Source organism: Brevibacterium sp. GP-SGM9, assembly GCF_047300845.1.
Lineage (GTDB): Bacteria > Actinomycetota > Actinomycetes > Actinomycetales > Brevibacteriaceae > Brevibacterium.
In genome coordinates this window covers 488,597-512,090 of the sequence record NZ_CP178563.1, presented here as the reverse complement: position 1 = coordinate 512,090, position 23,494 = coordinate 488,597, and the positions used below count along the sequence as shown (strand labels likewise).

Below are 23,494 nucleotides of genomic sequence, written 5' to 3'. Positions count from 1 at the left end.
ATGTCGCCTCTGTCGAAGGTGGGGCTAGTGGTTTGGTTAGGCTCGTCTATGTTGTCCAATTGTAGTCACGATCGGGCCCACGTTCGTGCCCTTTCGCTCTCACAGAGGTGGTCTATGTTCCGTCTTCGCCGTCTCGGCGCCCTCATCGCCGTGTCCGGTCTCCTGCTCGCCGGCTGTTCAGGGCAGAGTCCTGCCCCAGCCGAGACCTCGTCCGCAGAGACTCGCACCGTGTCCACGGAGCAGGGCGAGGTTGAGGTGCCGGCTGATCCGCAGCGCATCGTCGTGCTCAACTACGCCCTGGCCGGGTATCTCTACGATCTCGATGAGCCTGTGGTGGCGACAACACCGGAGGTGACTGATACCGACGGCGAGTTCTCCCAGTTCTGGAAGGACAAGGCGGAAGCACAGGGCACCGAATTCCTGCCGTGGAGCAACGACGGCTTCGACCTCGAAGCGATCATCGCCGCCGAGCCCGACCTCATCATCGCCGGGGGCATCGGCTTCCCCCTCAAACATGCCACCGATGCCTATGAGCGCCTCGCCGAGGTGGCCCCGACGGTCATCGTCTCCGGTGAGAAGCAGACGTGGCAGGACCAGTTCTCCTTCCTCGCCGACGAGGTGCTGGGGAAGAAGGCCGAGTATGAGGCGTTCGAATCCACGTATCAGGAGCGTGTGCAGGAGGTGAAGGCGAACATCGAGGTGCCGGAGGGTGATATCTCCATCCTCAGCCTCGACGATCCGGCATCGCCGTACATCCTCATCGAGGGCAAAAGCCTCTCCGCCGAACTCGAACCGCTCGGCTTCACCACCGCGCCGCTCTTCGCCGAGAACGACATCGAACCCTACACGGCCGGTGGGGACATGTTCGGACCGTCATTGGAGGTGCTGCCGGAAGTGCTCCGCTCGGAGACCGTCTTCGTCGTCGGGTTCAACACCCCCGACATCGGCGTCGACGATCTCAAGGACGAATCTCCCTATAACCGAGTCCCCGCGTTCGAATCCGGTCAGGTCCATGACCTTCCGTACTGGTCGATGCGCGGTGACTACGACGAGGCCCTGGGTCTCCTCGATGTCATCGAGGAGGAGTTCGGGAAATAGGCTCGGGGGCGCGGGGATTCGGGGGCATAATTGACTCATGGCAGCCCCGAAGACCCAGCCCACCGATGCCGATGTGGAGGCATTCCTCGCCGCGGCGACTCCCGCCAGACGACGCGAGGACGGAATGGCTCTTAGCCGAATATTCTCCGAGGTCACCCGGGTCGAACCCGTGATGCGGGGGCCGTCGATCGTCGGTTACGGGCAGTTCCGCTACGTGTCTCCGTCCAATCCGCGCACCCGCGGCATCTGGATGAAGACCGGATTCTCTCCACGGAAGGCACAGCTGTCTCTCTACGGTCTCAAGGACGTGGCAGAGGGCGCCGCTCTGCTGCCGGAGCTCGGCACCTTCACGGAGGGCGCGGGCTGCGTCTACGTGAAGAGACTCGAGGATATCGACGAGGCCGTGCTGCGTGAGCTCATCGCTTTCGCCTTCGCCCGCGAGGACGATCCTCTCCCCGCGGGATGACGCATCGCGGAGAGGTCCCTCAAGGCCGTGAGCTGATGCTCAGGCCCTGCTTGCGCTGGTGGACCGAGAAGTAGCGCAGCCCGGTGGTCCTGTCTGCACTGAACCGACGGCGCGAACGGCGGGGCAGCCAGACGATCTGCCCGGGTCGCAGCTGAATCGAGCTCAGTTCGGTCTCGAGGACGCCGCCGCCATCAAGGACGTGGATGAGGACATCGAGGTCCGGTCCGGTGTGCTCACGGATCTCGCCGCCCGGAGCCAAAGAGATGACATTGGCGTCGAGGTCGCGCCGTTGCGGCGACAGCTGCCAGACCGACCCTGAGATCTCGGCTCCCTGATCAACGGTGTTTGGGGCGAGGTTGCCGACGTCGAGGACGGCGCGAGGTACGGCAGTTCCGGCGCACCTGCTGATTCGGACTCTGAATTCCTCGCCGTCGCTGTCGAGAGACTCCCACTCCATAGCCTCGGCGAATTCGTTCTCCATCTCTGTTCTCAGGTGTTTCGGCTCGTGGTCGCTGATGAGGATGAGACCGGTGCCGACCTCAAGTTCGTCGAAGGCGGCGATGATGAGCGGATGGCGCTGCAGTTTCGGAATCTCGCGCACGTCGATGATGGGTTCTTCGGCCATGGTCATCCTCCGACTCTTGTTTCTGTGCTCGTCTGCCTAAGCTAGCATCAGGGGACCATACGTTGCGCCGTCGGCCGCCGCAGAACGAGACACCGGTCCACAGCGAGGCGGAGGAACCCCGACGGAGAATTCGTGATGATTCCCTCGCAACGGCATTCGGTCACGGCGATCGAGGACTCCGCATTCTTGCTGACCATCCGAACCGACATCGCCGAACGCTGATCTCAAACCGTCCCGGCGCGGAAAAGAGAAATGTCCCACGCCATCGAATGAACGATGACGTGAGACACCACATTGGTCGGGATAGCGGGATTCGAACCCACGACCTCCTCGTCCCGAACGAGGCGCGCTACCAAGCTGCGCTATATCCCGTGACCAGCAACTACTATAGCGAGGGGAACGCGATCTGAAAAATCGGGACGCACATCCATGAGCAAATGAAAGGAATGTCGCAGTGGCACTGACAGCCGAGAGCATCACCAACACGGCCCTCGACATCCTTTCGCGCTACGGACTCGGCGATCTGTCGATGCGCAGACTCGCCCGCGAACTCGAGGTCCAGCCCTCTGCGCTGTACTGGCATGTCAGGGACAAACAGGCGCTCTTCGTGCTCATCTCCCAGAGCCTCACCGCGGAGGTGGACACTCGTGCGCCGGTCACCGCTGACCCGTTGGCGGCTGTGCTCGCCCTGCGCGAGGTGCTGTTGAAGTACCGAGACGGCGCAGAGATCCTGCTGCTGGGATACTCGGTAGACGCGGCCGAAGCGACGCCGGTGGCTCTGGCACCCGAACGGTTAGGCCGAGAGACTTCCCATGCGGTGATGGTGCAGACCCTCGGAGCGGTGGCGATCGCACAGAATCGTGCCCTCTTCGCGGCCTCTGCCGTGGAAGGTGAGTCCGCATCCACAGCGGCGACAGAGGAGGAAGCAGCGGCCGACTTCGCCTCCACGATCGCGTTTCTGCTCTCGCGCAGCACCTGACCCGGCTGCCACTATTCCGACGCAGATCGAGAGTCCGATCCGGTGACGGTCCGAGCGCTCACCGATTCGTCTGACGGTGGCGCTTGTGGCATACTGATCGAGCGCACAGGCACGCTCTCAGGTGCGCAGTGGGGCCTATAGCTCAGTTGGCTAGAGCATCTCGTTTACACCGAGAGGGTCGGGGGTTCGAGTCCCTCTGGGCCCACCGTACGATCTCCTCAGGCACCGATCGCCATCTGCACCGCTGATTCGCCCTCCCAGTCGAGGATCTTCAGCAGGTTCGCCTGCGACACTGACACGCAGCCGGCCGTCTGGCCGCTTCCGGTGTTGACGTGGAGGAAAATCGCCGATCCCTTGCCGGGTGTTCCCTCCGGGTTGTAGTCGATCACCTGTCCGTAGTCGTAGGCCGGCGTCTGGTACATCGACTCGCCCGCATACCCGTCAGACTTCTTCTGCAAGGTGTTGTACTTCTTCGTGGCGTCCCCGTCGACCCACACATGATCCTTGGTGACCTTGACGTACTTCTCGCCGTGGAACTGCTTCGGCTCGCTCTTGACGCCGAAGCCGAAGTCCATATCGAAGACTCCCGAGGGAGTCTTGCCGTCGCCTTCCTTCTTCTTCCCCGCGGCGGCGATGCCGTTGTAGCCGACGAACCCGTCGACACTGAGCGCGGAGTAGTAGTCGCCTTCCCACTTCTCGCAGGCCTTGACCGTGGCCTTCGACCCTCCGGTGCCCGTGACGACGATGACCTTCGCAGAATCCGCCGCCTCGGGAACGGAGCATTCGTCCCCGAGCCGATCGGGTTTGTCAGCGGCATTGCCGTCGACGACCCCGGCGCCGAGCCCGTCAGCCGCCTGCGCGGCGGGACCAGCGAAGAGCGAGAGCCCGGCGAGTGCCGAGCCGATGGCCATGGCCGCCAGACGTGAGCTGCGGCGAGCTGGAAATGCTGTGTCAACCATGATGTGTCTCCTTCGATTCGATGTGCATGGTGTGCGGGAAGCGGCGGTTCGGACCTGAGGAATTTCGGGACTCAGCAACGGTCGGGCGGGTCACTCACCTCGTGGGCCTGGACCGCCTCGGCGGGTGGGGAATCGGCAGGGGAGGAGTCGCTGAGGAGCGCGTCCGGGTCGGTGCCGCGCCACCGGGCGATTCCCTTCATCACCTGGTAGATGATGATCGCCGAGGCGGTGCCCAGGGCGATGCCTTCGAACTGCAGTCCGCCCGGTGCCCACGTGAAGTTCGCAATCGCGACGATGAGGGAGACGGCTGCGGTGTTGAGGTTGATCGGGTTGGAGAAGTCGACGCGGTTTTCCACCCAGATGCGCACACCGAGCAGTCCGATCATGCCGTAGAGCACCGTGGCGGCCCCGCCAAGGACTCCCGGTGGGATGGTGGCGATGATCTCACCGAACTTCGGCAGCAGGCTGAGGACGAGGGCGATGATCGCCGCGCACAGATAGGCGGCGGTGGAGAAGATGCGGGTGGCCGCCATGACCCCGATGTTCTCCGCATAGGTGGTGGTACCCGAGCCGCCTCCGGAGCCGGCCACCACGGTGGAGATCCCGTCGGCGAAGAGAGCGCGGCCCGTGAGATGGTCGAGATCGCGTCCGGTCATCGCGGCCACGGACTTCACATGGCCGATGTTCTCGGCGATGAGGACGAGGACGACGGGAACGAAGAGACCGAGATAGCCGAGGTCGAAGGCCGGGGCATGGAAGCTCGGAAGTCCCACCCAGGCGGCCCCGCCGATGGTGGAGAAGTCGACCTGTCCCTGCAGCCATGCCGCGCCATAGCCGATGAGCACACCGAGCAGGATCGACAGCCGCCCGAGCATCCCCTTGAACAGCACTGTGATCAGGAGGATGGCGACGATGGTGATGACCGCCGTCAGCGGGGCCTCTTTGACCCAGTCCCAGGCTGCGGGCGCGAGATTGAGGCCGATGAGGGCGACGATCGCCCCGGTCACGACCGGCGGCATCGTCACTTCGATCCAGCGGACTCCGGCGAAGTGGACGACGAGACCGACGAGGGCCAGGGTCACACCTACGGAGATGATCCCGCCCTGGGCCAGGGCCATGGCATGTGGTTCGAGCTCCTCGCCGGCAGTGGCCGAGAACCCGGTGACCGCACCGATCGGGGCCAGCAGCCCGAAGGAGGACCCCAGATACGAGGGCATCATGCCCTTGGTGATGAGGAGGAACAGGAGCGTGCCGATCGCGGTGAAGAACAGCGTCGTCGAGGGCGGGAATCCGGTCAGCAGCGGCACCAGGAAGGTCGCACCGAACATGGCGATGACGTGCTGGGCGCCGATACCGATCGTTCTCGGCCAGCTCAGCCTCTCCTCGGGGAGGACGGCCTCGCCGGGTCGGATCGTCTTGCCGTCGCCATGCGTGGCCCAACCGCGTGATCGGATGGGTCCGATCTCTGCGGCCTTCGAACTGCGGCCTGTGTCCACTGTGTCCCCTCGGTCGTGCGTCAGGTGAATCGTGCTCGCAACCATGCGATGGTGCTGCGCCACTGTGCAGTCTATGCGTGGTGGACTCCGATGCCTCGTCCATCGGTGGTCTGTCGTCTGCTAGTCTATTGAACACTGTTCAGGAAATTGCGCAGACGATGACCCTGACGAACGTTGACCCCGACGAAGGAGCCGAGATCTATGACCGAACGATTCGACGCGTTGGCACAATCAGTGCTCGACGGCACACCGATCACAGCAGACCAGGCCCTGTCACTGCTGACCAGCAGCGATGAGGAGCTGCTCGCCCTCGTGGCGGCGGGCTCGACGATCCGCCGTCGACACTTCGGCATGACGGTCAAGCTCAACTACCTCGTCGATCTCAAATCCGGACTCTGCCCGGAGAACTGCAACTACTGATCGCAGGCGCTCGGATCGACCGCGCCGATCCTGAAGTACTCGTGGCTGAGCAAGTCCGAAGCCCTCGACCAGGCCGGGCGGGGCATCGACGGCGGCGCTTCACGCGTCTGCCTCGTCGCCAGCGGCAGGGGTCCGAGCCGGCGCGACATCGGCCGGGTCGGAGACATCGTCACGGGCCTCAAGGACGAACACCCCGAGGTCGAGGTCTGTGCCTGCTTGGGCATACTCAAAGACGGCCAGGCCGAGACGCTGCGGAACGCCGGTGCCGACGCGTACAACCACAACGTCAACACGGCCGAATCCTTCCACGACACGATCGTGCAGACGCACACCTATGCCGATCGGACCGCCGCGATCGAAAAGGCCAAGTCCTCGGGACTCTCACCGTGCAGCGGACTCATCGTCGGCATGGGCGAGAGCGACGAACAGGTGATCGAGGCACTCTTCGCGCTGCGGGAGTTGGACTCGGACTCGATCCCGATCAACTTCCTCATCCCCTTCGACGGGACGCCGATGGAGGGACAGTGGAACCTCACACCGGCTCAGTGCCTGAGGATCGTGGCCACGGCCAGGTTCGTCTGCCCCGATCGTGAAATCCGACTGGCCGGAGGGCGGGAGATCCACCCTCGCTCGCTCCAGCCCTTGGCGCTGCAGGTGGCCAACTCGATCTTCCTCGGCGACTACCTGACCTCCGAAGGCCAGGCCGCCGAGGAAGACCTCGCGTTGATTCGGGACAACGGGTTCACCATCATCGGACAGGACGAGACCCCGGACCCGGCCCGGGTGCCTGCTCTGCGACGCCGAGGTGCGGGAACCGCGGCTGAAGCCAACGCCTGAACACGAAGAGGGCGCCCACGAGGGGAGGAGGGCGCCCGTGAGGCGAGGAGAGCGCCCACGAGGCGAGGCAGGCTCAGACCTCGCGCAGCTGGCGTTTGAGGATCTTGCCCGCGGAGTTCTTCGGCAGCTCCGACACGAAGGCGATCCGCTTGGGGACTTTGAACCCGGCGAGACGATCCTTGACATGGGCGATCACCTCCGCCTCGGTGGTCTCAGCCTGATCCGCCTTGAGGACGACGAAGCCGGTGATCGCCTCGATCCACTTCTCGTCGGCCACCCCGACCACGGCCACCTCGGCGACCTGGGGGAGCTCGAAGATCGCGTCCTCGACCTGCCGGCTGGCCACAAGCACCCCGCCGGTGTTGATGACGTCCTTGACGCGGTCGACGACTTCGACGAAGCCGTGCTCGTCCATCTTCACGAGATCACCGGAGTGGAACCAGCCGTTCTCGAAGGCCTCGGCCGTGGCCTCGGGCCTGTTCCAATACCCTTCGCACAGCTGCGGGGACCGGTAGAGCAATTCGCCCTGTTCACCCGGGGGCAGGTCCGCACCCGTTTCGTCGATCACGCGCGTTTCGACGAACATCACCGCACGCCCGGCCGATCCCGGATGAGCGTCGTGGTCCTCGGGCCGCAGCACCGTGCACAGCGGCCCCATCTCAGATTGCCCGAAGCAGTTGTAGAAACCGAGCCGCGGCAGACGTCCACGCAGCTTCTCAAGGATCGGGCCGGGCATGATCGAGGCACCGTAGTAGGCCTTGCGGAGGCTGTCGAGATTGCGTGTGGCCAGCTCCGGGCTGTTGGCCAGCGCGACCCACACGGTGGGTGCGGCGAAGAAGGAATTGATCTCCCGCTCCTCGAACAGGGCCAGCAGCTGCTCTGGCACCGGTGACGGGACGATGATGTTGTGCGCGCCCATCGCCAGCAGCGGCAGCAGGAACACGTGCATCTGCGCCGAATGGTAGAGCGGCAGCGCATGGACGACCCGGTCGGTCGGTGCGAAGTCGAGGCTGAGCAGGGAGGAAATGTACTCGTGGATCAGCGCCCGATGGGTCATCACCGCCCCCTTCGGCGCCGAGGTGGTGCCCGAGGTGTAGAGAAGCTGGGCCACGTCCGAATCGGCGACCGGGAACTCGTCCGCCGCAACCGGTGGGATCTCATCGGCCGTCGCAGGGTCGAGCAGGACCGTCAGGTCGAGGACTTCGGCCTGCGCCCCGGTCGCAGTGTCGGTGACGGCCGCGAGCAGGTCCGCATCGGCGAAGACGAACCGTGCCCCGGAGTTGTCGAGGATGTAGTCGAGCTCAGCGTTCTTGAGTTGGAAGTTCACGGGCACGTGGATGAGTCCGGCACGAGCGCAGCCGAGATAGAGGAGGGCATAGAGATCCGAGTTCTTGCCGTAGGCTGCGACTCGATCGCCCGGCTGCGCCCCGAGTCGCAGAAGCTCCCGAGCCACGGCGGTGACCCCGGCGTCGAGTTCGGTATAGGTCCAGACACGGTCACCGAATTCGATCGCGACATCGTCATCGAAGCGTCCGGCGCTGCGGCGGATGAGATCGGCGACGGTCGAGGAGAAATGCAGATCCGCGGGCTGTGCATTCGCTGCTGAAGTAGACATGAGCCAAATCTAATGGTGATCGAGCGATTAGTGAACTGGGTCTCTTCGGCCGCGGTCGAGGCTGCAGGAAATTGTCAGCCGTGGACATGTAATAGTGTGGAGCCATGGACTATCCCTTGGTCAGAGAATGCGTCGAGGTCTTCGATTCGCTGTGGCCGCGAAGCCTCGCCGAGAGTTGGGACTCCGTGGGTCTGGCTGTCGGCGATCCCGATGCCGAGGTTCGGTCGATCCTGCTCGCCCTGGACCCGATGGATTCGGTCATCGCCGAGGCGGTGGTGCTCGGGGCCGATCTGCTGTTCACGCATCATCCGCTGCTGCTCAAACCCGTCAATTCGGTCAGCGCCGGCACTCTCAAGGGCGGAGCCGTGCACACACTGATCAGCAACGACATTGCCGCCTTCAACGCGCACACGAATGCCGACTCGGCCCGCGGGGGAGTCTCCGACGCGCTGATCTCCCTGCTCGGGATCGAGAATGCGAAGCCCCTGGTGCCCCATGATCGCCACGGTGACGCGGACGACGCGGCGCTGCCGACCGGCATCGGTCGGGTCGGCGACCTCGCCGTCCCGACCGCCGTCCGGGACATCGCCCGCACCCTGGCCGATCGTCTCCCACGCACCACCACCGGGGTCCGCATCGCCGGAGACCCGGCGGCGACCGTTCAGCGAGTCGCCGTCTGCGGGGGAGCCGGTGACTCCCTCTTCGACGAGGTCCGCGCCAGCGGAGCCGAGGTCTACATCACCGCCGACCTGCGGCACCACCCCGCCACCGAGGCCCGGGACACCGCCAACCGACACGATGGTCGACCGCAGCTCATCGACGTCTCGCACTGGGCGTCGGAGACCGTGTGGCTCGAAGCCGCGGCGCAGGCGCTCGAAGCCGAGTTCGCCGCTCGCGGCCTCACGGTGTCTCTGCAGCACTCGGCCGTCAACACCGACCCCTGGGTCGAACGCTACTGATGAGGATCCCACCATGCTGATCACCCCGGACCAACGCACCGCCCTCGAATCGCTCATCGCCGTCGCCGCCCGCGGTCGGGCTCTGCGCCACGAACACGACAACCCCAAACAGGCCGAGCAGCTGCAGGAACTCGTGAACTCCCACAAGGAGCTGGGAACGCGGAAGGCCGAAGCCGCCGAGGTGGTCGAAGGGCATCGCGGGGCGGTGGCGGAGACGAACGCCCTGATCGAGAAGCAGAAGACCCAGATCGCGAAGAAGACCGAGGAGCTCAATGACGGCACCGGCCTGACCAGCCGTGACCTCGTGAATCTGCAGAACGAGATCGCCGCTCACGAGGAGCGGGTCGGCGAGCTCGAGGAGATCGAGCTCGGCTCGATGGAGGAGCTCGAGGCCGCCGAGGCGGGACTGGCCGATGTCGACCGCAGGCTCGACGAGGTGACCGCCGAGGGTCGCAGCGTGCAGACGGCGGTCAAGGAGCGCAAGGCCGAACTGAGCGGCGAGCTCGAGGACAACAGCGCCGAAGCCGAGAAGCTCCGAGAGCAGCTGCCGACCGCGGTGGCCTCCCAATTCGACACGAACATCGCCCAGGGCGGGCCCGGAGCCGCGATCCTGACCGGCCCGAACTGTCAGGCCTGCGGCCAGGAGATCGGCGCTGCGACATGGAAGACGATGCTCGCCGGTGACGCGAACGAGACCTACGAATGCGAGGAGTGCGAGGCGGTTCTGCTGCGGCGCAGCTGAATCGGCCACGCACCGAGCCCGAGTTGCGTGCTCGGCTCAGCCAGCGTGCCCGGGCACGCTCAGTCGCGGAGGACGATCGTCAGCGCACCCGGCTTGGTCTTCGTGTGCTCGGTGAACTCCACCTCATAGGTCTCTGCGGCACGTGCCACGAGGTCCTCGGTCGAAGATGGCAGCGGGCGGTCGTCGCAGAGGAGTCGGCCGACGAACTCTCCGCGGTAGAACTTCGCCCAGTGTGAGACGACGCTGCGTTTCGTCCCGGTGTCCTTGACCGCGCCGACGGTGACGACCTGATTGTTGGGCCCCGGCCACGCCGCACGGTAGTCGCTCGAACGACAGTCGAGCACCACCTCGGCGGGATCGACGGCGAAGGACTTCGCCAGCAGGGGACGCCACCACGTGCTCAGCTTCCCGAGCCCGGCCAGGTCGGTCTTCATCGCCAGGCGATAGGCCGGGATCGGATCGAGCCCGGAGACCTGTCCGAAGAGGGCGGAGAAGACGTGGACGTCGCGGAGTCGCTGACTCAGTGTGTCGTTCCGGCTCGCCTCGGCGACGAGTTCGGGGGCACCCATCGCCTCATAGAGGACCCCGGAGTAGGTGAGCAGGGCGGGTGCGCACGGCAGGGTGTCGAGCACGATGTTGCGTTCGACGTCGGCGGCCAGCGATGCGCCGACCCCGAGGCGTTCGAGTGCGTCCTTGCGCTTCGAGACCTTCTGCAGGGTCGTCAGCACCTTCTTCCGCTGGGGTCCCAGATCCGGTGCCGAGAGTTTCTCGAGATCGAGGGGCGAGCCCGTATCGGCAGGGGTCTTGCCCTCTGAGGGCGGCAGCAGAATCTTCACCCCACCATCGTATTGGGGTCCGAGCCCGAGCATCGAGGCGGGGTCGGGATGACCTCCGTCACGTCACCTGTCCCCGGCCCGATTCGAGTGCCGGCCACGGTGTCCGGTCGGGGTACACTGGGGAATTCGAGGACAGGTCACCAGACGGTCGCGGCCCTCCAGGGGGCTGAGGAACGTCCGGGCTCCACAGAGCAGGGATGGTGGGTAACACCCACCCGGGGCAACCCGCGGGCAAGTGCAACAGAGAGCAGACCGCCCAGTTCCGACTGGGTAAGGGTGAAACGGTGGTGTAAGAGACCACCAGAGTGCCGGGCAACCGGCGCTGCTGGGTAAACCCCATCCGGAGCAAGATCAGACAGACGACGTTCGAGGCTGCTCGCCGAGTCGTCGGGTGGATTGCTTGAGGCCGGTGGTGACATCGGTCCCAGATAGATGACCGTCAGTCGAGAAGGGCAACCGACTCGATGACAGAACCCGGCGTATCGGTGGCCTGTCCTCCTCCACCGCGATACGGCCTCAGCTGACGGTCGGCCTCAGACGACATTGAGCCTCAGCCGTTCGAGGAGCTCTTCTTCACCTTCGCCTTGCCGCCGTTGACGGCGAGGATCGCAGCACCGACGATGCCTGCGTTGTTGAAGAGTTTTGCCGGTTTGAGTTCGGCCCGCGTGTCGATCATGTGCAGAAAGTCCGTGTGGGACTTCGAGATCCCGCCGCCGACGATGATGAGGTCGGGAGAGACGAGCAGCTCGATCTGCGTGTAGTACTGCTGGAGGCGCTTCGCCCACTCGTCATAGTCGAGGTTCTCCCGCACCTTGACCGACTCGGCCGCCTGCGTCTCTGCGTCACGCCCGTTCATCTCGATGTGTCCGAGCTCGGTGTAGGGGACCAGACGCCCCTGAGTGAACAGCGCAGTCCCGATTCCGGTGCCCAGGGTCGTCAGCAGCACGGTCTTCTTCCGATGCTTGCGACCGGCGCCGAAGACCATCTCGCCCAGACCCGCGGCATCCGCGTCGTTCATGAAGTGGAAGGTTCTGCCCGTGTGCTCGGTGAGGATCTCGACGATGTTCGAGCCGATCCAGCTCTGGTCGAGGTTCGCGGCGAAGTGGACACGCTCGTCGCGGACCACACCGGGGAATCCGCACCCGATCGGCAGCGCGTCGAGGCTCGCCCGGTCGTCGACGACCTCGAGCTCGAGGGCCTTGCTGGTGAGCATCTCGATGACTTCGCTGATCGCCTCGGCGACGGCGATCGGGGTGCTCGGTTTGGGGGTGAGCACCCGGACGCGTTTGAACGCGAGCTGGCCTGTGGCGGTATCGACGAGGGCGGCTTTGATCCCGGTGCCTCCGATGTCGATGCCGATGGCGAATCGATCCTGGGATTCGTCTGTCATGCTCGGTCCTGTTCGCTGATCGGTCCGGCGGCGATGGCGGTGTCCGCATCCGGCTGGGTGAGGATCTCGGCTCCGGTGTCGGTGACGACGAGAGTGTGCTCGAACTGGGCGGAGCGCTTCCGGTCCTTCGTCACCACTGTCCAGCAATCGTCCCAGACGTCCCAATCCACGGTCCCGAGGTTGAGCATCGGCTCGATCGTGAAGATCATTCCCGGCTCCATCACCTCGGCGTGGGCGGGTGCGGCGTCATAGTGGGGCACGATGAGGCCCGAGTGGAACTCCCGACCGACCCCGTGTCCGCTGTAGTCGCGGACGACCCCGTAGTCGAAGCGCTTCGCAAACTTCTCGATCACCCGGCCGATGACGTTGATCTCGCGTCCCGGCTTCACGGCCTTGATTCCGCGCATCATGGCCTGATAGGTCCGTTCGACGAGCAGCCGCGACTCCTCGTCGACCTCACCGGCATAGAACGTGTAGTTCGTGTCCCCGTGCATGCCGTCGATGTAGGCGGTGATATCGACGTTGACGATGTCACCGTCCTCGACCACGGTGGAATCGGGGATGCCGTGGCAGATGACCTCATTGAGCGAGGTGCACACCGACTTCGGGAAACCGCGGTATCCCAGAGTGGAGGGATAGGCGCCGTGATCGCACATATATTCGTGGGCGACGCGATCGATCTCGTCCGTGGTCACTCCCGGGGCGATGATCTCGCCGACGACGGCGAGGGCGTTCGCCGCGATCCGACCTGCGGTGCGGACCTGTTCGATCTCCTCGGCGCTGTAAAAGTTGTTGCCGTGGCCTTCATCGGCATCGGCGCGTCCGACGTATTCGGGACGGATGATGTTCTTGGGAACATCGCGTTCGGGGGAGATGGTTCCTGGCGTGAGGAGTCTGGGCGATGCAGTCATGATGATTCCGATTCTAGAGCGGTTTCGGGCCGATATTCCACAATCGCGATGCCTGTCGGTGCGCAGTCAGCCGGGCCTGCGCGTTTAGAATCGTGATTGCGGCACCCCGTGAGTCGACCGGGGCCGCGGCTGCGACCGCCACGGTCAGCGCAGTTGGTGATGAGGATGCACGGGAGGTGCGATGAGCGAGACGAACGAGGCTTCGGGGCACGAATTCTCGGGCCTGAGCGATGTCGTGAGCCTGACGAGCGCCCCCCAGCAGATCGCCGACCACATCCTCTCCGGCATCGCCGTGGGCGCCCTGCCCGAGGGCACCCTGCTGCCCGGAGAACGCACCCTGGCTGCTGATCTGCAAGTGTCGCGGTCGAGTGTGCGCGCGGCTCTGCTGCGTCTCGAACGCCTCGGCGTGGTCGAACGTCGCCGCGGACGCGGGGGAGGGACCTTCGTCTCCCATGTCAACCCGGAGGCTCTGGCCCCGATGGCCGGACGCATCGACGAATTCCACGCCGAGCGGCTCAATCTCCTCGACGCGCGTGCGATCTTCCAGAACAGTCTTGCCGCCACCGCCGCCATGCGCCGCACCGAGGTGGAGCTCGCCGAACTGCGGGAGCTCGCGGAGAGATATTCCGAACGCGCCGAGGCGGCCGCCGCCAGAACAGCGGACGCGCGGTTCCATTTCGCCATCGCCCGAGCAGGACACAATCCCGAGCTCGTCCGCATGGCCATCGACATCGACACGAGGATCAATGCCGGATTCCGGCACGACCCGTTCTCCCGGAAGCTCTTCGAACATGCGGTGCAGGATCACGCCGCGATCGTCGACGCGATCGAGGCCGGTGATGCCGAGGCGGCGGGTCGTCTCTGCGAGGAGCACTTCCGCTCCACCACGATGCCTCCGCACTCCTGAACGCGAGGCGGCCGGCCCCCTCAGTCCACAGTTCCGTCGTAAACAACGTCTCGCGAGACGAGGTCTACGACGGAACTGTGGACTGAGCGCTGTCAGGGTGCGGCGGCCACCCCGGTGCGGAGACTTACAGGCGGCGGAGCCTCTCAGTTCGCGAGGGCGTGAGCCACGGACACCGCTTCGAGACCGAAGGCCTCGGCGACGTTGTCGTTGGTGACGTGGCCGTTGTGGACATTGAGCCCGCGCGCCAGACCCGCATCGTTCGACAGCGCCTGGTGCCATCCCTGGTTCGCGAGCTTGACGGCGAAGGGCAGGGTCGCGTTCGTCAGCGCCGCGGTGGCCGTGTTCGGGACGGCGCCGGGCATGTTCGCCACGCAGTAGTAGATCGAGTTGTGGACGGTGAAGGTGGGGTCATCGTGTGTGGTCGGCCGCGAGTTCTCAAAGCAGCCGCCCTGGTCGATGGCGATGTCGACGAGCACCGAACCCGGCTTCATCCCGGCCACCATCTCATCGGTGACCAGCTTCGGAGCCTTCTTGCCCGGGATCAGCACCGAGCCGATGACCAGGTCGGCCGTCGCCAGAGACTTCGTGATCTCGTACTTGTTCGAGACCTTCGTTGCGATCGCTCCGGCGAAGGTCTCATCGATCTGACGCAGACGCGGAATGTTGATGTCGATGACCTCGACATCGGCTCCCAGGCCCAAGGCCATGCGGGCGGCATTGGTCCCGGCGACTCCGGCGCCGATGACGACGACGCTGGCGCGTTCGACACCGGGCACTCCCGAGAGCAGGATGCCGCGGCCGCCTTCGGCCTTGAGCAGGCTGTGGGCGCCGACCTGAGTCGAGAGGCGTCCGGCGATCTCGCTCATCGGTGCCAGCAGGGGCAGTCCGCCGCCGTCGGGCTGGACGGTCTCATAGGCGATTGCGGTGGTTCCGGCGTTCATCAGCGCCTGGGTCAGGGCTTCGTCGGCGGCCAGGTGCAGATAGGTGAAGAGCACTAGATCCTTGCGCAGGAAACCGTACTCCTGCTCGATGGGCTCCTTGACCTTGAGGACCAGGTCGCCGGCGGCCCAGGTGCTTGCGGCATCGGCGGCGATGGTCGCTCCCGCCTCGACGTACTCCTCATCGGCGATGAAAGATCCGGCGCCGGCGCCGGCCTGAACGGTGACCTCATGTCCGTGGGCGACGAGCTCGTGGACTCCGGCGGCGGTGATGGCGACTCGGAACTCGTTGTTCTTGACCTCGGTGGGCACTGAAATGCGCATTGCTTTCCCTCTTCTCATTGGTGCGCCCGTGGGGCGGATGCGATCGACGGCGGCGTCGACCGGCTGCTGTCCTCACTCTATTGCCTAGAAGGTTTGCAGAGCAAACCTTTATGCCTGGTTTCGTCGCAAATTTTGCGGAATCAGTTTTCCGCAGCGCGCACAAGAGCGGAAATCGCGATTCGCGGGAGACGCTCGGCCCAGCCTCCTACATGCTTGGTGAGGAGCCGAGACTTCTCCACCGCAAAAGGTAAGCTGATCCATGTCAGTGCACGACTACGCGGATGAAAGAAGGTTCGCCATGGGCATCTACGAAGACATCGACGATCCCGATTCGAAGTACTACTTCAATCTCGAGACCAACGCCGTCGAGAAGGGACTCGTCAGCGACTGGACCCATCGCATGGGACCGTATGAGACCGAAGAGGTCGCCCGCGCCGCGCTCGAGAAGGCGCGCGCACGCAACCAGAAGTGGGACGAGGACGACGAGAAGTGGAACGGCTGAATTGATGTCGCGCCAGGAAGAGTTCGTTCTCAGGACGGTCGAGGACCGTGAGGTCCGCTTCATCCGGCTATGGTTCACCGATGTGCTCGGACAGCTCAAGTCCGTGGCGATCGTTCCCGCTGAGCTCGAGGGGGCTTTCGCCGAGGGGATCGGCTTCGACGGCTCTGCCGTGGAGGGGCTCTCACGCGTCTATGAGGCCGACATGGTCCTCAAACCGGATCCCTCGACCTTCTCCCTGCTGCCGTGGAGGGGTGAGACCGAACCCACCGGACGCATGTTCTGCGACATCCACGTTCCTGGCGGCGAACCGGCTCCGGCCGATCCGCGCAATGTGCTCAAGCGGACGTTGGCGAAAGCCGCGGAGAAGGGCTTCACCTTCTACGTCCATCCGGAGATCGAGTTCTATCTGTTCAAGACCGAGAATCTCGACACGGGCACCGGCATCATCGACGGCACGAAGCCGATTCCCGTGGACACCGCGGGCTACTTCGACCACGTCAACGGCGGCACCGCCAATGACTTCCGGCGTTCGGCGGTGACGATGCTCGAGGCCATGGGACTGTCCGTGGAATTCTCCCACCATGAGGGCGGACCCGGGCAGAACGAGATCGACCTGCGCTATGCGGACGCGCTGACCATGGCCGACAACATCATGACCTTCCGGTCGGTGATCAAAGAGGTCGCGATCTCGCAGGGCGTGTACGGCTCGTTCATGCCCAAGCCGCTGGCCGCGCATCCCGGCAACGGCATGCACACGCATGTGTCCCTGTTCGAAGGCGAGAACAATGCCTTCTTCGAACCGGGCGCGACGTACCAGCTCTCGAAGACCGGCCGTCAGTTCATCGCCGGCCTGCTCACCCACGCTGCCGAGATCACGGCGGTGACGAACCAGCATGTGAATTCCTACAAGCGCCTGTGGACCGGACACGAAGCCCCGTCCTACATCTCCTGGGGGCACAGGAACCGGTCCGCGCTGGTCAGAGTCCCGCAGTACAACTCGGGCAAATCCTCCTCGGCGCGTGTGGAGTACCGTGCCCTCGACTCCGCGGCCAATCCGTACCTGTCCTATGCGCTGATGCTCGCCGCCGGGCTCAAAGGCGTCGAGGAAGGGTACGAACTGCCGGAAGAGGCGGAGGACAACGTCTGGCTGCTCTCCGACACCGAACGCCGCGCGATGGGCATCAAGGCCCTGCCGACCAGCCTCTCGCACGCACTCGAACTGATGGAGCAGTCTGACCTCGTCGCCGAGACCCTCGGTGAGGAGGTGTTCGACTTCTTCCTGCGCAACAAGCGTCAGGAGTGGACCGAATACCGTGCTCAGGTGACACCGTACGAGCTCGCCAAGCACTTCACCTCGATGTAATCGTCATGGCCCGCCTGACTTCCCGAACGTCTTCGGTCTCCAAATCCGCGGCCCGCTTCCTGACCGAGATCAACGAGATCCTCGGGCAGGAGCTGGCCACGGATTCGCGGTTCATCGATCTGCTCGAGGCGACGCCCGACCCGCATGCGGCTGCACTGGGACTGCTCAGAATCCTCGAGGCCGCCGGGGATGAGGCCGGGCAGTTCCTCAGCGCCGTGCGCACCGGCACCGCGAAGGATCTGAGCGAGGATGACCTCGACCGGGCTCTGTTCGCGCGACTTCTTGGGGTGATGGGCACCTCGGAGGCGATGGTCGACCACCTCGTGCGCAACCCGAAGTCCCTGCCCGTGCTGTTGGAGAGGGACCCGTTCCTCATCATCTCCACCCCGGCGGCTTCCTCATCGTCACTGCGCTCCGCCCTCCTCGACGCTGTCGGGGCGAATGCCGACGATCCCTCTCCGATCGCCGAAACGCTCGGCGACGACGGCGTCCGGGCACTGCGGCGAGCCTACCGAGACGCCCAGCTGCGCCTGGTCGCCGACGATGTGGCCGCCGAGGCTCCTGTGGAGATCGTCGACCATGTCATGGCTGTGCTCTCCGACCTCGCGGCCGCCGCCATGGATGCGGCTCTGGCCATCGCCCGAGCCGAACTCGATCCGAACGGTTCGATCAGACTCGCCGTGATCGCCCTGGGCAAGACCGGGGCACGGGAACTCAACTACGTCTCCGATGTCGATGTCGTCTTCGTCCTCGATTCCGCAACCGATGACGAGCAGCGATCGCTGGCCACGGACATCGCGCAGCGCATGCGCGGCATCCTCTCCGATGCGGGCCCCGAACCCGCCCTGTGGGAGGTCGACACGGCGCTGCGTCCCGAAGGCAAGGCCGGGCCGCTGGTGCGCACCCTCTCCGAATACACCCACTACTATTCCGATATCGCGAAGAACTGGGAGTTCCAGGCCCTGCTCAAGGCGCGTCCGGTCGCCGGCGACGCAGAGGTGGGTCAGGCCTTCTCCGACAGCCTCCTCCCGCTGGTGTGGCAGGCCTCCAGTCGGCAGGGTTTCATCGACGGCATCCGGTCGATGCGCCGGCGAGTCGTCGACCTCATACCCGCCGCCGAGGCGCCGCGACAGATCAAGCTCGGACGTGGGGGACTGCGCGATGTCGAGTTCTCCGCCCAGCTGCTCCAGCTCGTCCACGGTCGCACGGACGAAGACATCCGGACTCCCAATACGCTCATGGCGTTGGAAGAGCTCGGAGAGCACGGCTATATCGGCAAGGACGACGCCTTCGCCTTCTCCACGGCCTACCGGTTCATGCGGGTCGTCGAACACCGGGTGCAGATGCCGCGGATGCTGCGCAACGCACTCATCCCCGATGACCCGGAGAAGCTGCGGAGTTTGGCCCGATCGGTCTTCCGTTCCGGCTCTCGCACCGGTGAGAGACTCGAGGAGACGCGTCGGGACTATGCCAAGCAGGTGACGCGGCTGCATGAGCAGATCTTCTACCGCCCGATCCTCGAGGCCGCTGTCGGGGTGCACGGGGCCGTCGTCGACGCCCACAACCGCGGGACGAGTCTGCAGGCGGCAGCGGATCGCCTGCGGGCCTTCGGCTACCGCGATCCGCAGGGAGCACTCGGCCATATCAAGTCGCTGACCACCGGCATGTCACGGACGGCCCTGGTGATCAAGCAGGTGCTTCCTGCACTGCTCGACTGGTTCTCCGACGGGGTCGAACCCGATTCCGCGCTGCTGTCCTTCCGGCGTCTGAGTGAATCGCTGTCGTCATCGGGCTGGTTCCTCAAGATGCTCCGGGACTCGGGTCTCGCCGCCAAATCGGTGGCCGAGGTGCTCTCACTGTCGGGCTATTCGACCGAGCTGCTGCTGCGGCAGCCGGCAGCGGTGGCCTGGCTGGACGACTTCGAGAATCTGCGTGCCCGAGACCCGCAGACCCTTGAGGCGGAGGTCTCCGGCCTGCTCAAACGCCATGGTGCGGCGGCGGTCACGCAGATCCGGGAGACCTACAGTCGCGAGCTGCTGCGGATCGCTCTGCGCGATGTGCTCGATGCCGGGGATCGGGCCGAGATCCCCGGCGATCTCTCGGATCTCATGGACCTGGCCGTGTCCGGCGCGCTCCGGGCCGTGCGCTTCGACCTCGACGGTCCCGAGACCCCGGACTATGAGTTCGCGCTCGTCGCCATGGGCCGTTGGGGCGGCAGGGAGATCGGCTACTTCTCCGATGCCGACTCCATGTTCGTCTATCGAGCGACCGGGGAAGACCTCGACGCCGAGGCGAAGGCGAAGCTGAGCAAGCACGTGAACAAGATCGCCCTGCAGCTGACGACCCGGCTCAAGGCCAGCGAAGGGGCACAGGGCGTCGACCTCGACGCGGACCTGCGCCCCGAAGGCAAGAACGGACCCCTCGTCCGCAGCTTCTCCTCCTACCAGGCCTACTATGCGAAATGGTCGCAGCCCTGGGAAGCGCAGGCGCTGCTGCGAGCACGCCCCGTCGCCGGTGATCAGGCGCTCATCGATGACTTCGCCGAACTCATCGACCCGCTGCGCTACCCGTCCGAGATGCCGGGCAAGGCGCTCATTCAGGTCCGCACCCTGAAGGCGCGGATGGAGGACGAGCGGCTGCCGCGCAGCGCGGACAAGCGACGGCACCTCAAGCTCGGCCGCGGCAGCCTCTCCGACGTCGAATGGACCGTGCAGCTCCTCCAGCTCCAACACGCTGATCGGCTGCCCGCGCTGCGGACGACCTCGACGCTGCCGGCCCTGCGGGTCGCGGCCGAGGAATCGCTGATACCGGAGGAGGACGCCGAGGAGTTGGCCGTCGCGTGGCAGCTGGCCACCGATGTGCGATCGGCGGTGATGCTCTACCGCGGTCGCACGGCACAGTCACTGCCGGCCGATCACACCGAACTCGAAGCCACCGCCCGACTGCTGGGCTACCCCGTCGGGGGAGGACACGACCTCGAGGACGACTACCTGCGCGCCACCCGGCACGCGAGGAACGTCATGGAGCACCGCTTCTACGGATTCACCTGATCTTCGAACTCGAGACCGAGCAGCGCGTTCTCGATCACTTCGGGCAGGGCAGGGTGGATCCAGTACTGACCTTCGGCAACCTCGTCGGCTCGCTGGCCGAAGGCCATCGCCTGGATCAGCGGTTGGATGATCATCGACGCCTCGTGGCCGACGATATGTGCGCCGAGGATCTGCCGGGTCGCACGGTCGGCGATGATCTTCACGATCCCCGGATCATCGGCCATCGCCCAGCCGTAGGCGACGTCGGCGTACTTCTGCACCTTGACGGTGATCTCGTGGCCGGCCTCGCGAGCCTGCTTCTCCGTCATTCCGACATAGGCGACCTGCGGTGAGGAGAACACCGCCCCAGGGACGGCATGATGGTTGACGACGGCGAGGTCAGCCTCGGCGGCGCTGCCCGGTGCCCCGGCCGCCACATCGGCGGCCAGGTTGCGACCGACGATCTTCGCTTCGTGGTTGGCCACATGCTTGAGCTGATGAGGAGAGCTGATATCGCCGAGGGCGAAGACGCCGGGAACCGGCTGCCCATCGGCGAGGACCCGCTGATGCTCATCGACGGCGAGCCGATGATCGGGATGGACGTCGAATCCGGTGGCGCCGATCTCCAATCCGGCCGTGTTCGGCTTCCTGCCCGTGGCGATGAGCACGCCGTCGGCGGTGATCGTGCTCGGCAGCTCCACCTCGTCGAGGCGGCCGCTGGGCCCCACCGTCACGGTCACGCCCTCCTCGGCAACGGAGTACCCGGTGACCTCAGCACCGTGGAGGACCGTGTGGGTGCTGTCGAAGAGCGAGGTGTACTCCTCGGAGATCTCCTCATCGAGGTGTCCGAGCAGACGGGGACCGCGGGTGATCACCGTCACCTCCGTGCCGAGGCCGGCGAAGACATGGGCGAACTCCGCGGCTATGATCCCCGATCCGATGACGATGAGGCGTCGGGGACGCTCGGGCAGGCGCATGACGGTGTTCGAGGTGAAGACGGGATAGCCGTCCGTGTCGACGCGGGCTCGATCGAGTCCGTCGGCCTCGGGAATGACCGGTGAGGCGCCGGCGGCGATGACGATGCGATCTGCTGTGATCTCCTCTCCCGAAGCCGTCCGAACGCTCTTGGGCCCGGTGAAGTGGACGTGTTCGGGCACGACCGTGACATTGGGCTGACGGTCACTGCTGCGGTACTCGCGACCGCCGGCCTCGATGGCGTCGACCCGCGAGAAGATCCGGTCGCGCAGGGTAGGCCAATCGACCCCGTCGAACTCCGTGGAGATGTTGTAGCGATCAGAGTCCGCCGCCTGCTCGGCGAGCGTGGCGGGATAGACGAACATTTTCGTCGGGATGCAGCCGACGTTGAGGCAGGTGCCGCCGAAGTGCCATTCCTCGGCGATCGCGGTCTTGAGACCGACGAATCTGGAATCGAGGAACATGTTCCCCGAACCCGTGCCGATGAGAAGCAGATCGTAGTCAGTCATAGTCCATCCCTCTGTCAGTCGTCAGTCCGCGGGGCCGGTGGCTCTCGGACTGGGCGTGTGCGCGAAAGAGCGCCACGGGTGAGAACCCGTGACGCTCTTACTGTATTCCCTCCGCAGGGGAGGCTGCTATCGCTGGGATCGCGCGGCCGAACTCAGAGTGAGTAGTAGAGCTCGTACTCGGTGGGTGTCGGACGGAGACGAGCCACCTCGATCTCGTTCTCTCGCTTGATGCGGATCCAGGTCTCGATGAGATCCGAGGTGAACACATCGCCGGCGGTGAGGAAGTCGTGGTCCTTCTCGAGCTCGAGCAGCGCCTCGTCGAGGGAACCGGGGACGAGCTTGATGTCCTTGGCCTCCTCGGGAGGAAGCTCGTAGAGGTCCTTGTCGATCGGCTCTGGGGGCTCGATCCGGTTGCGGATTCCGTCGAGGCCGGCCATCAGCTGGGCGGAGAAGGCCAGGTAGGGGTTCGTCGAGGGATCCGGCACGCGGAACTCGAGGCGCTTGGCCTTCGGCGAGGAACCGGTGACCGGGATGCGGATGGCGGCCGAGCGGTTGCGAGCCGAGTAGACGAGGTTGACGGGCGCCTCGTAGCCGGGGACCAGGCGACGGTAGGAGTTGATCGTCGGGTTGGTGAAGGCGAGCACGGCTCCCGCGTGCTCGATGAGGCCGCCGATGTACCAGCGAGCGAGGTCCGAGAGACCGCCGTAGCCGTTCTCGTCATAGAACAGCGGCTCGCCGTTCTTCCACAGCGACTGGTGGCAGTGCATGCCCGAGCCGTTGTCGTTGAACAGCGGCTTCGGCATGAAAGTGGCCGACTTGCCGACGTTGAACGCGGTGTTCTTGATCACGTACTTGAAGTCGAGCAGCTGATCGCCGGCGTGCTGCAGCGTCTTGAACTTGTAGTTGATCTCCTGCTGGCCCGCGGTGCCGACCTCGTGGTGAGCGCGCTCCATCTCGAAGCCGATCTGCTCGAGGGTCAGTGACATCTGATCGCGGATGTCAGCGAAGTGGTCCTGAGGAGAGACGGGGAAGTAGCCGCCCTTGAAGGGGGTCTTGTACCCCTGGTTGCCTCCCGGCTCGTCATCGCCGGTGTTCCAGGCTGCCTCTTCGGACTCGACCTCGTAGAAGCTGTTGCCGGGGGTGTTGTCGAAGCGCACGGAATCGAAGAGGTAGAACTCGGCCTCGGCGCCGAAGAATACGGTGTCGGCGATGCCGGTGCTCTCGAGGTAGGCCTCAGCCTTCGCGGCGACCTGGCGGGGGTCGCGAGAGTAGGGCTCATCGGTGAAGGGATCGACGATCGAGTGCGTGACCACGAGCGTCTTGGCTTCGCGGAACGGGTCGATGTAGGCCGAGGACACGTCGGCGAGCAGCTTCATGTCGGACTCATGGATGCCCTGGAACCCCGTGATCGAGGAACCGTCGAAGAGCAGCCCTTCAGTGATCTCCTCCTCACCGTACGAGGCGGCGGGAAGGTTGAAATGCTGCACGACACCTGGGAGGTCGCAGAAGCGAACGTCGACGAATTTGACGTCGTTCTCCGAGATGTAGTTGACGAGTTCTTCAGCAGACGAGAACACTTAGGTCTCCTAGTTCGATTCGTATGGTCGTTTGCCT

The 23,494-nt window shown here is 65.0% G+C and carries 19 protein-coding genes, 2 tRNA genes, 1 other RNA gene and 1 pseudogene; 12 read left to right on the top strand and 11 right to left on the bottom strand.

The annotated features are described in order from the left end of the window. Positions 1–114 precede the first annotated feature (114 nt). Both ACH82I_RS02250 and ACH82I_RS02245 read left to right on the top strand, forming a co-directional pair. Complete coding sequence (locus ACH82I_RS02250) at positions 115–1,098, top strand: ABC transporter substrate-binding protein (protein ID WP_413335224.1); 984 nt, start codon at positions 115–117, stop codon at positions 1,096–1,098. 37 nt (positions 1,099–1,135) lie between these two features. Then, positions 1,136–1,564 carry a DUF1801 domain-containing protein gene (locus ACH82I_RS02245; protein ID WP_413335222.1) on the top strand — a complete coding sequence of 143 codons (429 nt, stop codon included), beginning with the start codon at positions 1,136–1,138 and terminating at the stop codon, positions 1,562–1,564. A gap of 19 nt (positions 1,565–1,583) precedes the next feature. Here the strand turns inward: ACH82I_RS02245 and ACH82I_RS02240 are convergent, their stop codons facing one another. Together ACH82I_RS02240 and ACH82I_RS02235 are read right to left on the bottom strand one after the other, a co-directional pair. Then, complete coding sequence (locus tag ACH82I_RS02240; protein ID WP_413335220.1) at positions 1,584–2,189, bottom strand: DUF2249 domain-containing protein; 606 nt, start codon at positions 2,187–2,189, stop codon at positions 1,584–1,586. Between the two features lie 295 nt (positions 2,190–2,484). Continuing rightward, positions 2,485–2,561, bottom strand: a tRNA-Pro gene (locus ACH82I_RS02235). 82 nt (positions 2,562–2,643) lie between these two features. Here ACH82I_RS02235 and ACH82I_RS02230 point away from each other — a divergent pair. Together ACH82I_RS02230 and ACH82I_RS02225 are read left to right on the top strand one after the other, a co-directional pair. Next, the gene (locus tag ACH82I_RS02230) at positions 2,644–3,168 is read left to right on the top strand and encodes a TetR family transcriptional regulator (RefSeq protein ID WP_230743941.1); all 525 of its coding nucleotides are present in this window, start codon (positions 2,644–2,646) and stop codon (positions 3,166–3,168) included. A gap of 131 nt (positions 3,169–3,299) precedes the next feature. Then, a tRNA-Val gene (locus tag ACH82I_RS02225) sits at positions 3,300–3,373 on the top strand. Positions 3,374–3,386: 13 nt separating this feature from the next. Here ACH82I_RS02225 and ACH82I_RS02220 read toward each other — a convergent pair. Both ACH82I_RS02220 and ACH82I_RS02215 read right to left on the bottom strand, forming a co-directional pair. Beyond that, positions 3,387–4,127, bottom strand: a complete 741-nt coding sequence (locus ACH82I_RS02220) for a L,D-transpeptidase family protein (RefSeq protein ID WP_413335218.1) — start codon at positions 4,125–4,127, stop codon at positions 3,387–3,389. Between the two features lie 71 nt (positions 4,128–4,198). After that, on the bottom strand, positions 4,199–5,485 hold the full coding sequence (locus tag ACH82I_RS02215) for a uracil-xanthine permease family protein (RefSeq protein WP_413336732.1): 1,287 nt from the start codon (positions 5,483–5,485) through the stop codon (positions 4,199–4,201). Positions 5,486–5,824: 339 nt separating this feature from the next. Between ACH82I_RS02215 and bioB the strand changes: the two are divergent. Continuing rightward, positions 5,825–6,826, top strand: a pseudogene (gene bioB / locus ACH82I_RS02210) (biotin synthase BioB); the annotation flags it as partial. A 127-nt stretch (positions 6,827–6,953) separates the two neighbouring features. Here the strand turns inward: bioB and ACH82I_RS02205 are convergent. Next, positions 6,954–8,495 (bottom strand): fatty acyl-CoA synthetase, encoded by a 1,542-nt coding sequence (locus ACH82I_RS02205; RefSeq protein WP_413335216.1) that lies wholly within the window; start codon positions 8,493–8,495, stop codon positions 6,954–6,956. A 104-nt stretch (positions 8,496–8,599) separates the two neighbouring features. Between ACH82I_RS02205 and ACH82I_RS02200 the strand changes: the two genes are divergently transcribed. After that, positions 8,600–9,454 carry a Nif3-like dinuclear metal center hexameric protein gene (locus tag ACH82I_RS02200; RefSeq protein WP_413335214.1) on the top strand — a complete coding sequence of 285 codons (855 nt, stop codon included), beginning with the start codon at positions 8,600–8,602 and terminating at the stop codon, positions 9,452–9,454. A gap of 13 nt (positions 9,455–9,467) precedes the next feature. Then, positions 9,468–10,196, top strand: coding sequence for a zinc ribbon domain-containing protein (locus tag ACH82I_RS02195; RefSeq protein WP_230743945.1), 729 nt, complete (start codon positions 9,468–9,470; stop codon positions 10,194–10,196). A 59-nt stretch (positions 10,197–10,255) separates the two neighbouring features. On the opposite strand, the gene ACH82I_RS02190 is transcribed toward ACH82I_RS02195, so the two are convergent. Further along, complete coding sequence (locus tag ACH82I_RS02190; protein WP_230743946.1) at positions 10,256–11,032, bottom strand: YaaA family protein; 777 nt, start codon at positions 11,030–11,032, stop codon at positions 10,256–10,258. A 132-nt stretch (positions 11,033–11,164) separates the two neighbouring features. Between ACH82I_RS02190 and rnpB the strand changes: the two genes are divergently transcribed. Then, positions 11,165–11,530, top strand: an RNA gene (gene rnpB / locus ACH82I_RS02185) — RNase P RNA component class A. A 52-nt stretch (positions 11,531–11,582) separates the two neighbouring features. Here rnpB and ppgK read toward each other — a convergent pair. Next, on the bottom strand, positions 11,583–12,422 hold the full coding sequence (gene ppgK / locus ACH82I_RS02180; protein WP_230743947.1) for a polyphosphate--glucose phosphotransferase: 840 nt from the start codon (positions 12,420–12,422) through the stop codon (positions 11,583–11,585). Beyond that, positions 12,419–13,333 carry a type I methionyl aminopeptidase gene (map, locus tag ACH82I_RS02175; protein WP_413335211.1) on the bottom strand — a complete coding sequence of 305 codons (915 nt, stop codon included), beginning with the start codon at positions 13,331–13,333 and terminating at the stop codon, positions 12,419–12,421. Before map ends, ppgK begins: the two co-directional genes overlap by 4 nt. Positions 13,334–13,514: 181 nt before the next feature. Between map and ACH82I_RS02170 the strand changes: the two genes are divergently transcribed. After that, entirely contained in the window at positions 13,515–14,240 is a 726-nt protein-coding gene (locus ACH82I_RS02170; RefSeq protein WP_230743949.1) for a FadR/GntR family transcriptional regulator, read from the top strand. 143 nt (positions 14,241–14,383) lie between these two features. Here the strand turns inward: ACH82I_RS02170 and ald are convergent, their stop codons facing one another. Continuing rightward, the gene (ald, locus tag ACH82I_RS02165; protein WP_230743950.1) at positions 14,384–15,502 is read right to left on the bottom strand and encodes an alanine dehydrogenase; all 1,119 of its coding nucleotides are present in this window, start codon (positions 15,500–15,502) and stop codon (positions 14,384–14,386) included. A 259-nt stretch (positions 15,503–15,761) separates the two neighbouring features. On the opposite strand from ald, the gene ACH82I_RS02160 reads away from it, so the two are divergent. From ACH82I_RS02160 to ACH82I_RS02150, 3 genes are read left to right on the top strand one after another with little or no spacing between them, the layout of a single operon-like run. Further along, positions 15,762–16,004, top strand: coding sequence for a hypothetical protein (locus tag ACH82I_RS02160; RefSeq protein WP_413335208.1), 243 nt, complete (start codon positions 15,762–15,764; stop codon positions 16,002–16,004). Positions 16,005–16,008: 4 nt separating this feature from the next. Then, a complete protein-coding gene (gene glnA, locus ACH82I_RS02155; protein ID WP_230743951.1) occupies positions 16,009–17,367 on the top strand; it encodes a type I glutamate--ammonia ligase in 1,359 nt (452 codons plus the stop codon). Between the two features lie 5 nt (positions 17,368–17,372). Then, positions 17,373–20,417: a bifunctional [glutamine synthetase] adenylyltransferase/[glutamine synthetase]-adenylyl-L-tyrosine phosphorylase gene (locus ACH82I_RS02150; RefSeq protein WP_413335206.1), complete on the top strand. Its 3,045-nt coding sequence runs from the start codon at positions 17,373–17,375 to the stop codon at positions 20,415–20,417. Here the strand turns inward: ACH82I_RS02150 and ACH82I_RS02145 are convergent. Next, positions 20,402–21,880, bottom strand: coding sequence for a mycothione reductase (locus ACH82I_RS02145; RefSeq protein WP_413335204.1), 1,479 nt, complete (start codon positions 21,878–21,880; stop codon positions 20,402–20,404). The two genes, ACH82I_RS02150 and ACH82I_RS02145, sit on opposite strands and share 16 nt — an antisense overlap. A gap of 152 nt (positions 21,881–22,032) precedes the next feature. Further along, positions 22,033–23,457, bottom strand: coding sequence for a type I glutamate--ammonia ligase (glnA, locus tag ACH82I_RS02140; RefSeq protein ID WP_230743954.1), 1,425 nt, complete (start codon positions 23,455–23,457; stop codon positions 22,033–22,035). Between the last annotated feature and the right edge of the window lie 37 nt (positions 23,458–23,494).

What these genes read in the sequence shown, in the direction of transcription:
- ACH82I_RS02250 (WP_413335224.1), top strand. Translation starts at nt 115, where the DNA reads ATGTTCCGTCTTCGCCGTCTCGGCGCCCTCATCGCCGTGTCCGGTCTC.
- ACH82I_RS02245 (WP_413335222.1), top strand. Translation starts at nt 1,136, where the DNA reads ATGGCAGCCCCGAAGACCCAGCCCACCGATGCCGATGTGGAGGCATTC.
- ACH82I_RS02240 (WP_413335220.1), bottom strand. Translation starts at nt 2,189, where the DNA reads ATGGCCGAAGAACCCATCATCGACGTGCGCGAGATTCCGAAACTGCAG.
- ACH82I_RS02220 (WP_413335218.1), bottom strand. Translation starts at nt 4,127, where the DNA reads ATGGTTGACACAGCATTTCCAGCTCGCCGCAGCTCACGTCTGGCGGCC.
- ACH82I_RS02205 (WP_413335216.1), bottom strand. Translation starts at nt 8,495, where the DNA reads ATGTCTACTTCAGCAGCGAATGCACAGCCCGCGGATCTGCATTTCTCC.
- ACH82I_RS02200 (WP_413335214.1), top strand. Translation starts at nt 8,600, where the DNA reads ATGGACTATCCCTTGGTCAGAGAATGCGTCGAGGTCTTCGATTCGCTG.
- ACH82I_RS02195 (WP_230743945.1), top strand. Translation starts at nt 9,468, where the DNA reads ATGCTGATCACCCCGGACCAACGCACCGCCCTCGAATCGCTCATCGCC.
- ppgK (WP_230743947.1), bottom strand. Translation starts at nt 12,422, where the DNA reads ATGACAGACGAATCCCAGGATCGATTCGCCATCGGCATCGACATCGGA.
- map (WP_413335211.1), bottom strand. Translation starts at nt 13,333, where the DNA reads ATGACTGCATCGCCCAGACTCCTCACGCCAGGAACCATCTCCCCCGAA.
- ACH82I_RS02170 (WP_230743949.1), top strand. Translation starts at nt 13,515, where the DNA reads ATGAGCGAGACGAACGAGGCTTCGGGGCACGAATTCTCGGGCCTGAGC.
- ald (WP_230743950.1), bottom strand. Translation starts at nt 15,502, where the DNA reads ATGCGCATTTCAGTGCCCACCGAGGTCAAGAACAACGAGTTCCGAGTC.
- ACH82I_RS02160 (WP_413335208.1), top strand. Translation starts at nt 15,762, where the DNA reads ATGTCAGTGCACGACTACGCGGATGAAAGAAGGTTCGCCATGGGCATC.
- glnA (WP_230743951.1), top strand. Translation starts at nt 16,009, where the DNA reads ATGTCGCGCCAGGAAGAGTTCGTTCTCAGGACGGTCGAGGACCGTGAG.
- ACH82I_RS02150 (WP_413335206.1), top strand. Translation starts at nt 17,373, where the DNA reads ATGGCCCGCCTGACTTCCCGAACGTCTTCGGTCTCCAAATCCGCGGCC.
- ACH82I_RS02145 (WP_413335204.1), bottom strand. Translation starts at nt 21,880, where the DNA reads ATGACTGACTACGATCTGCTTCTCATCGGCACGGGTTCGGGGAACATG.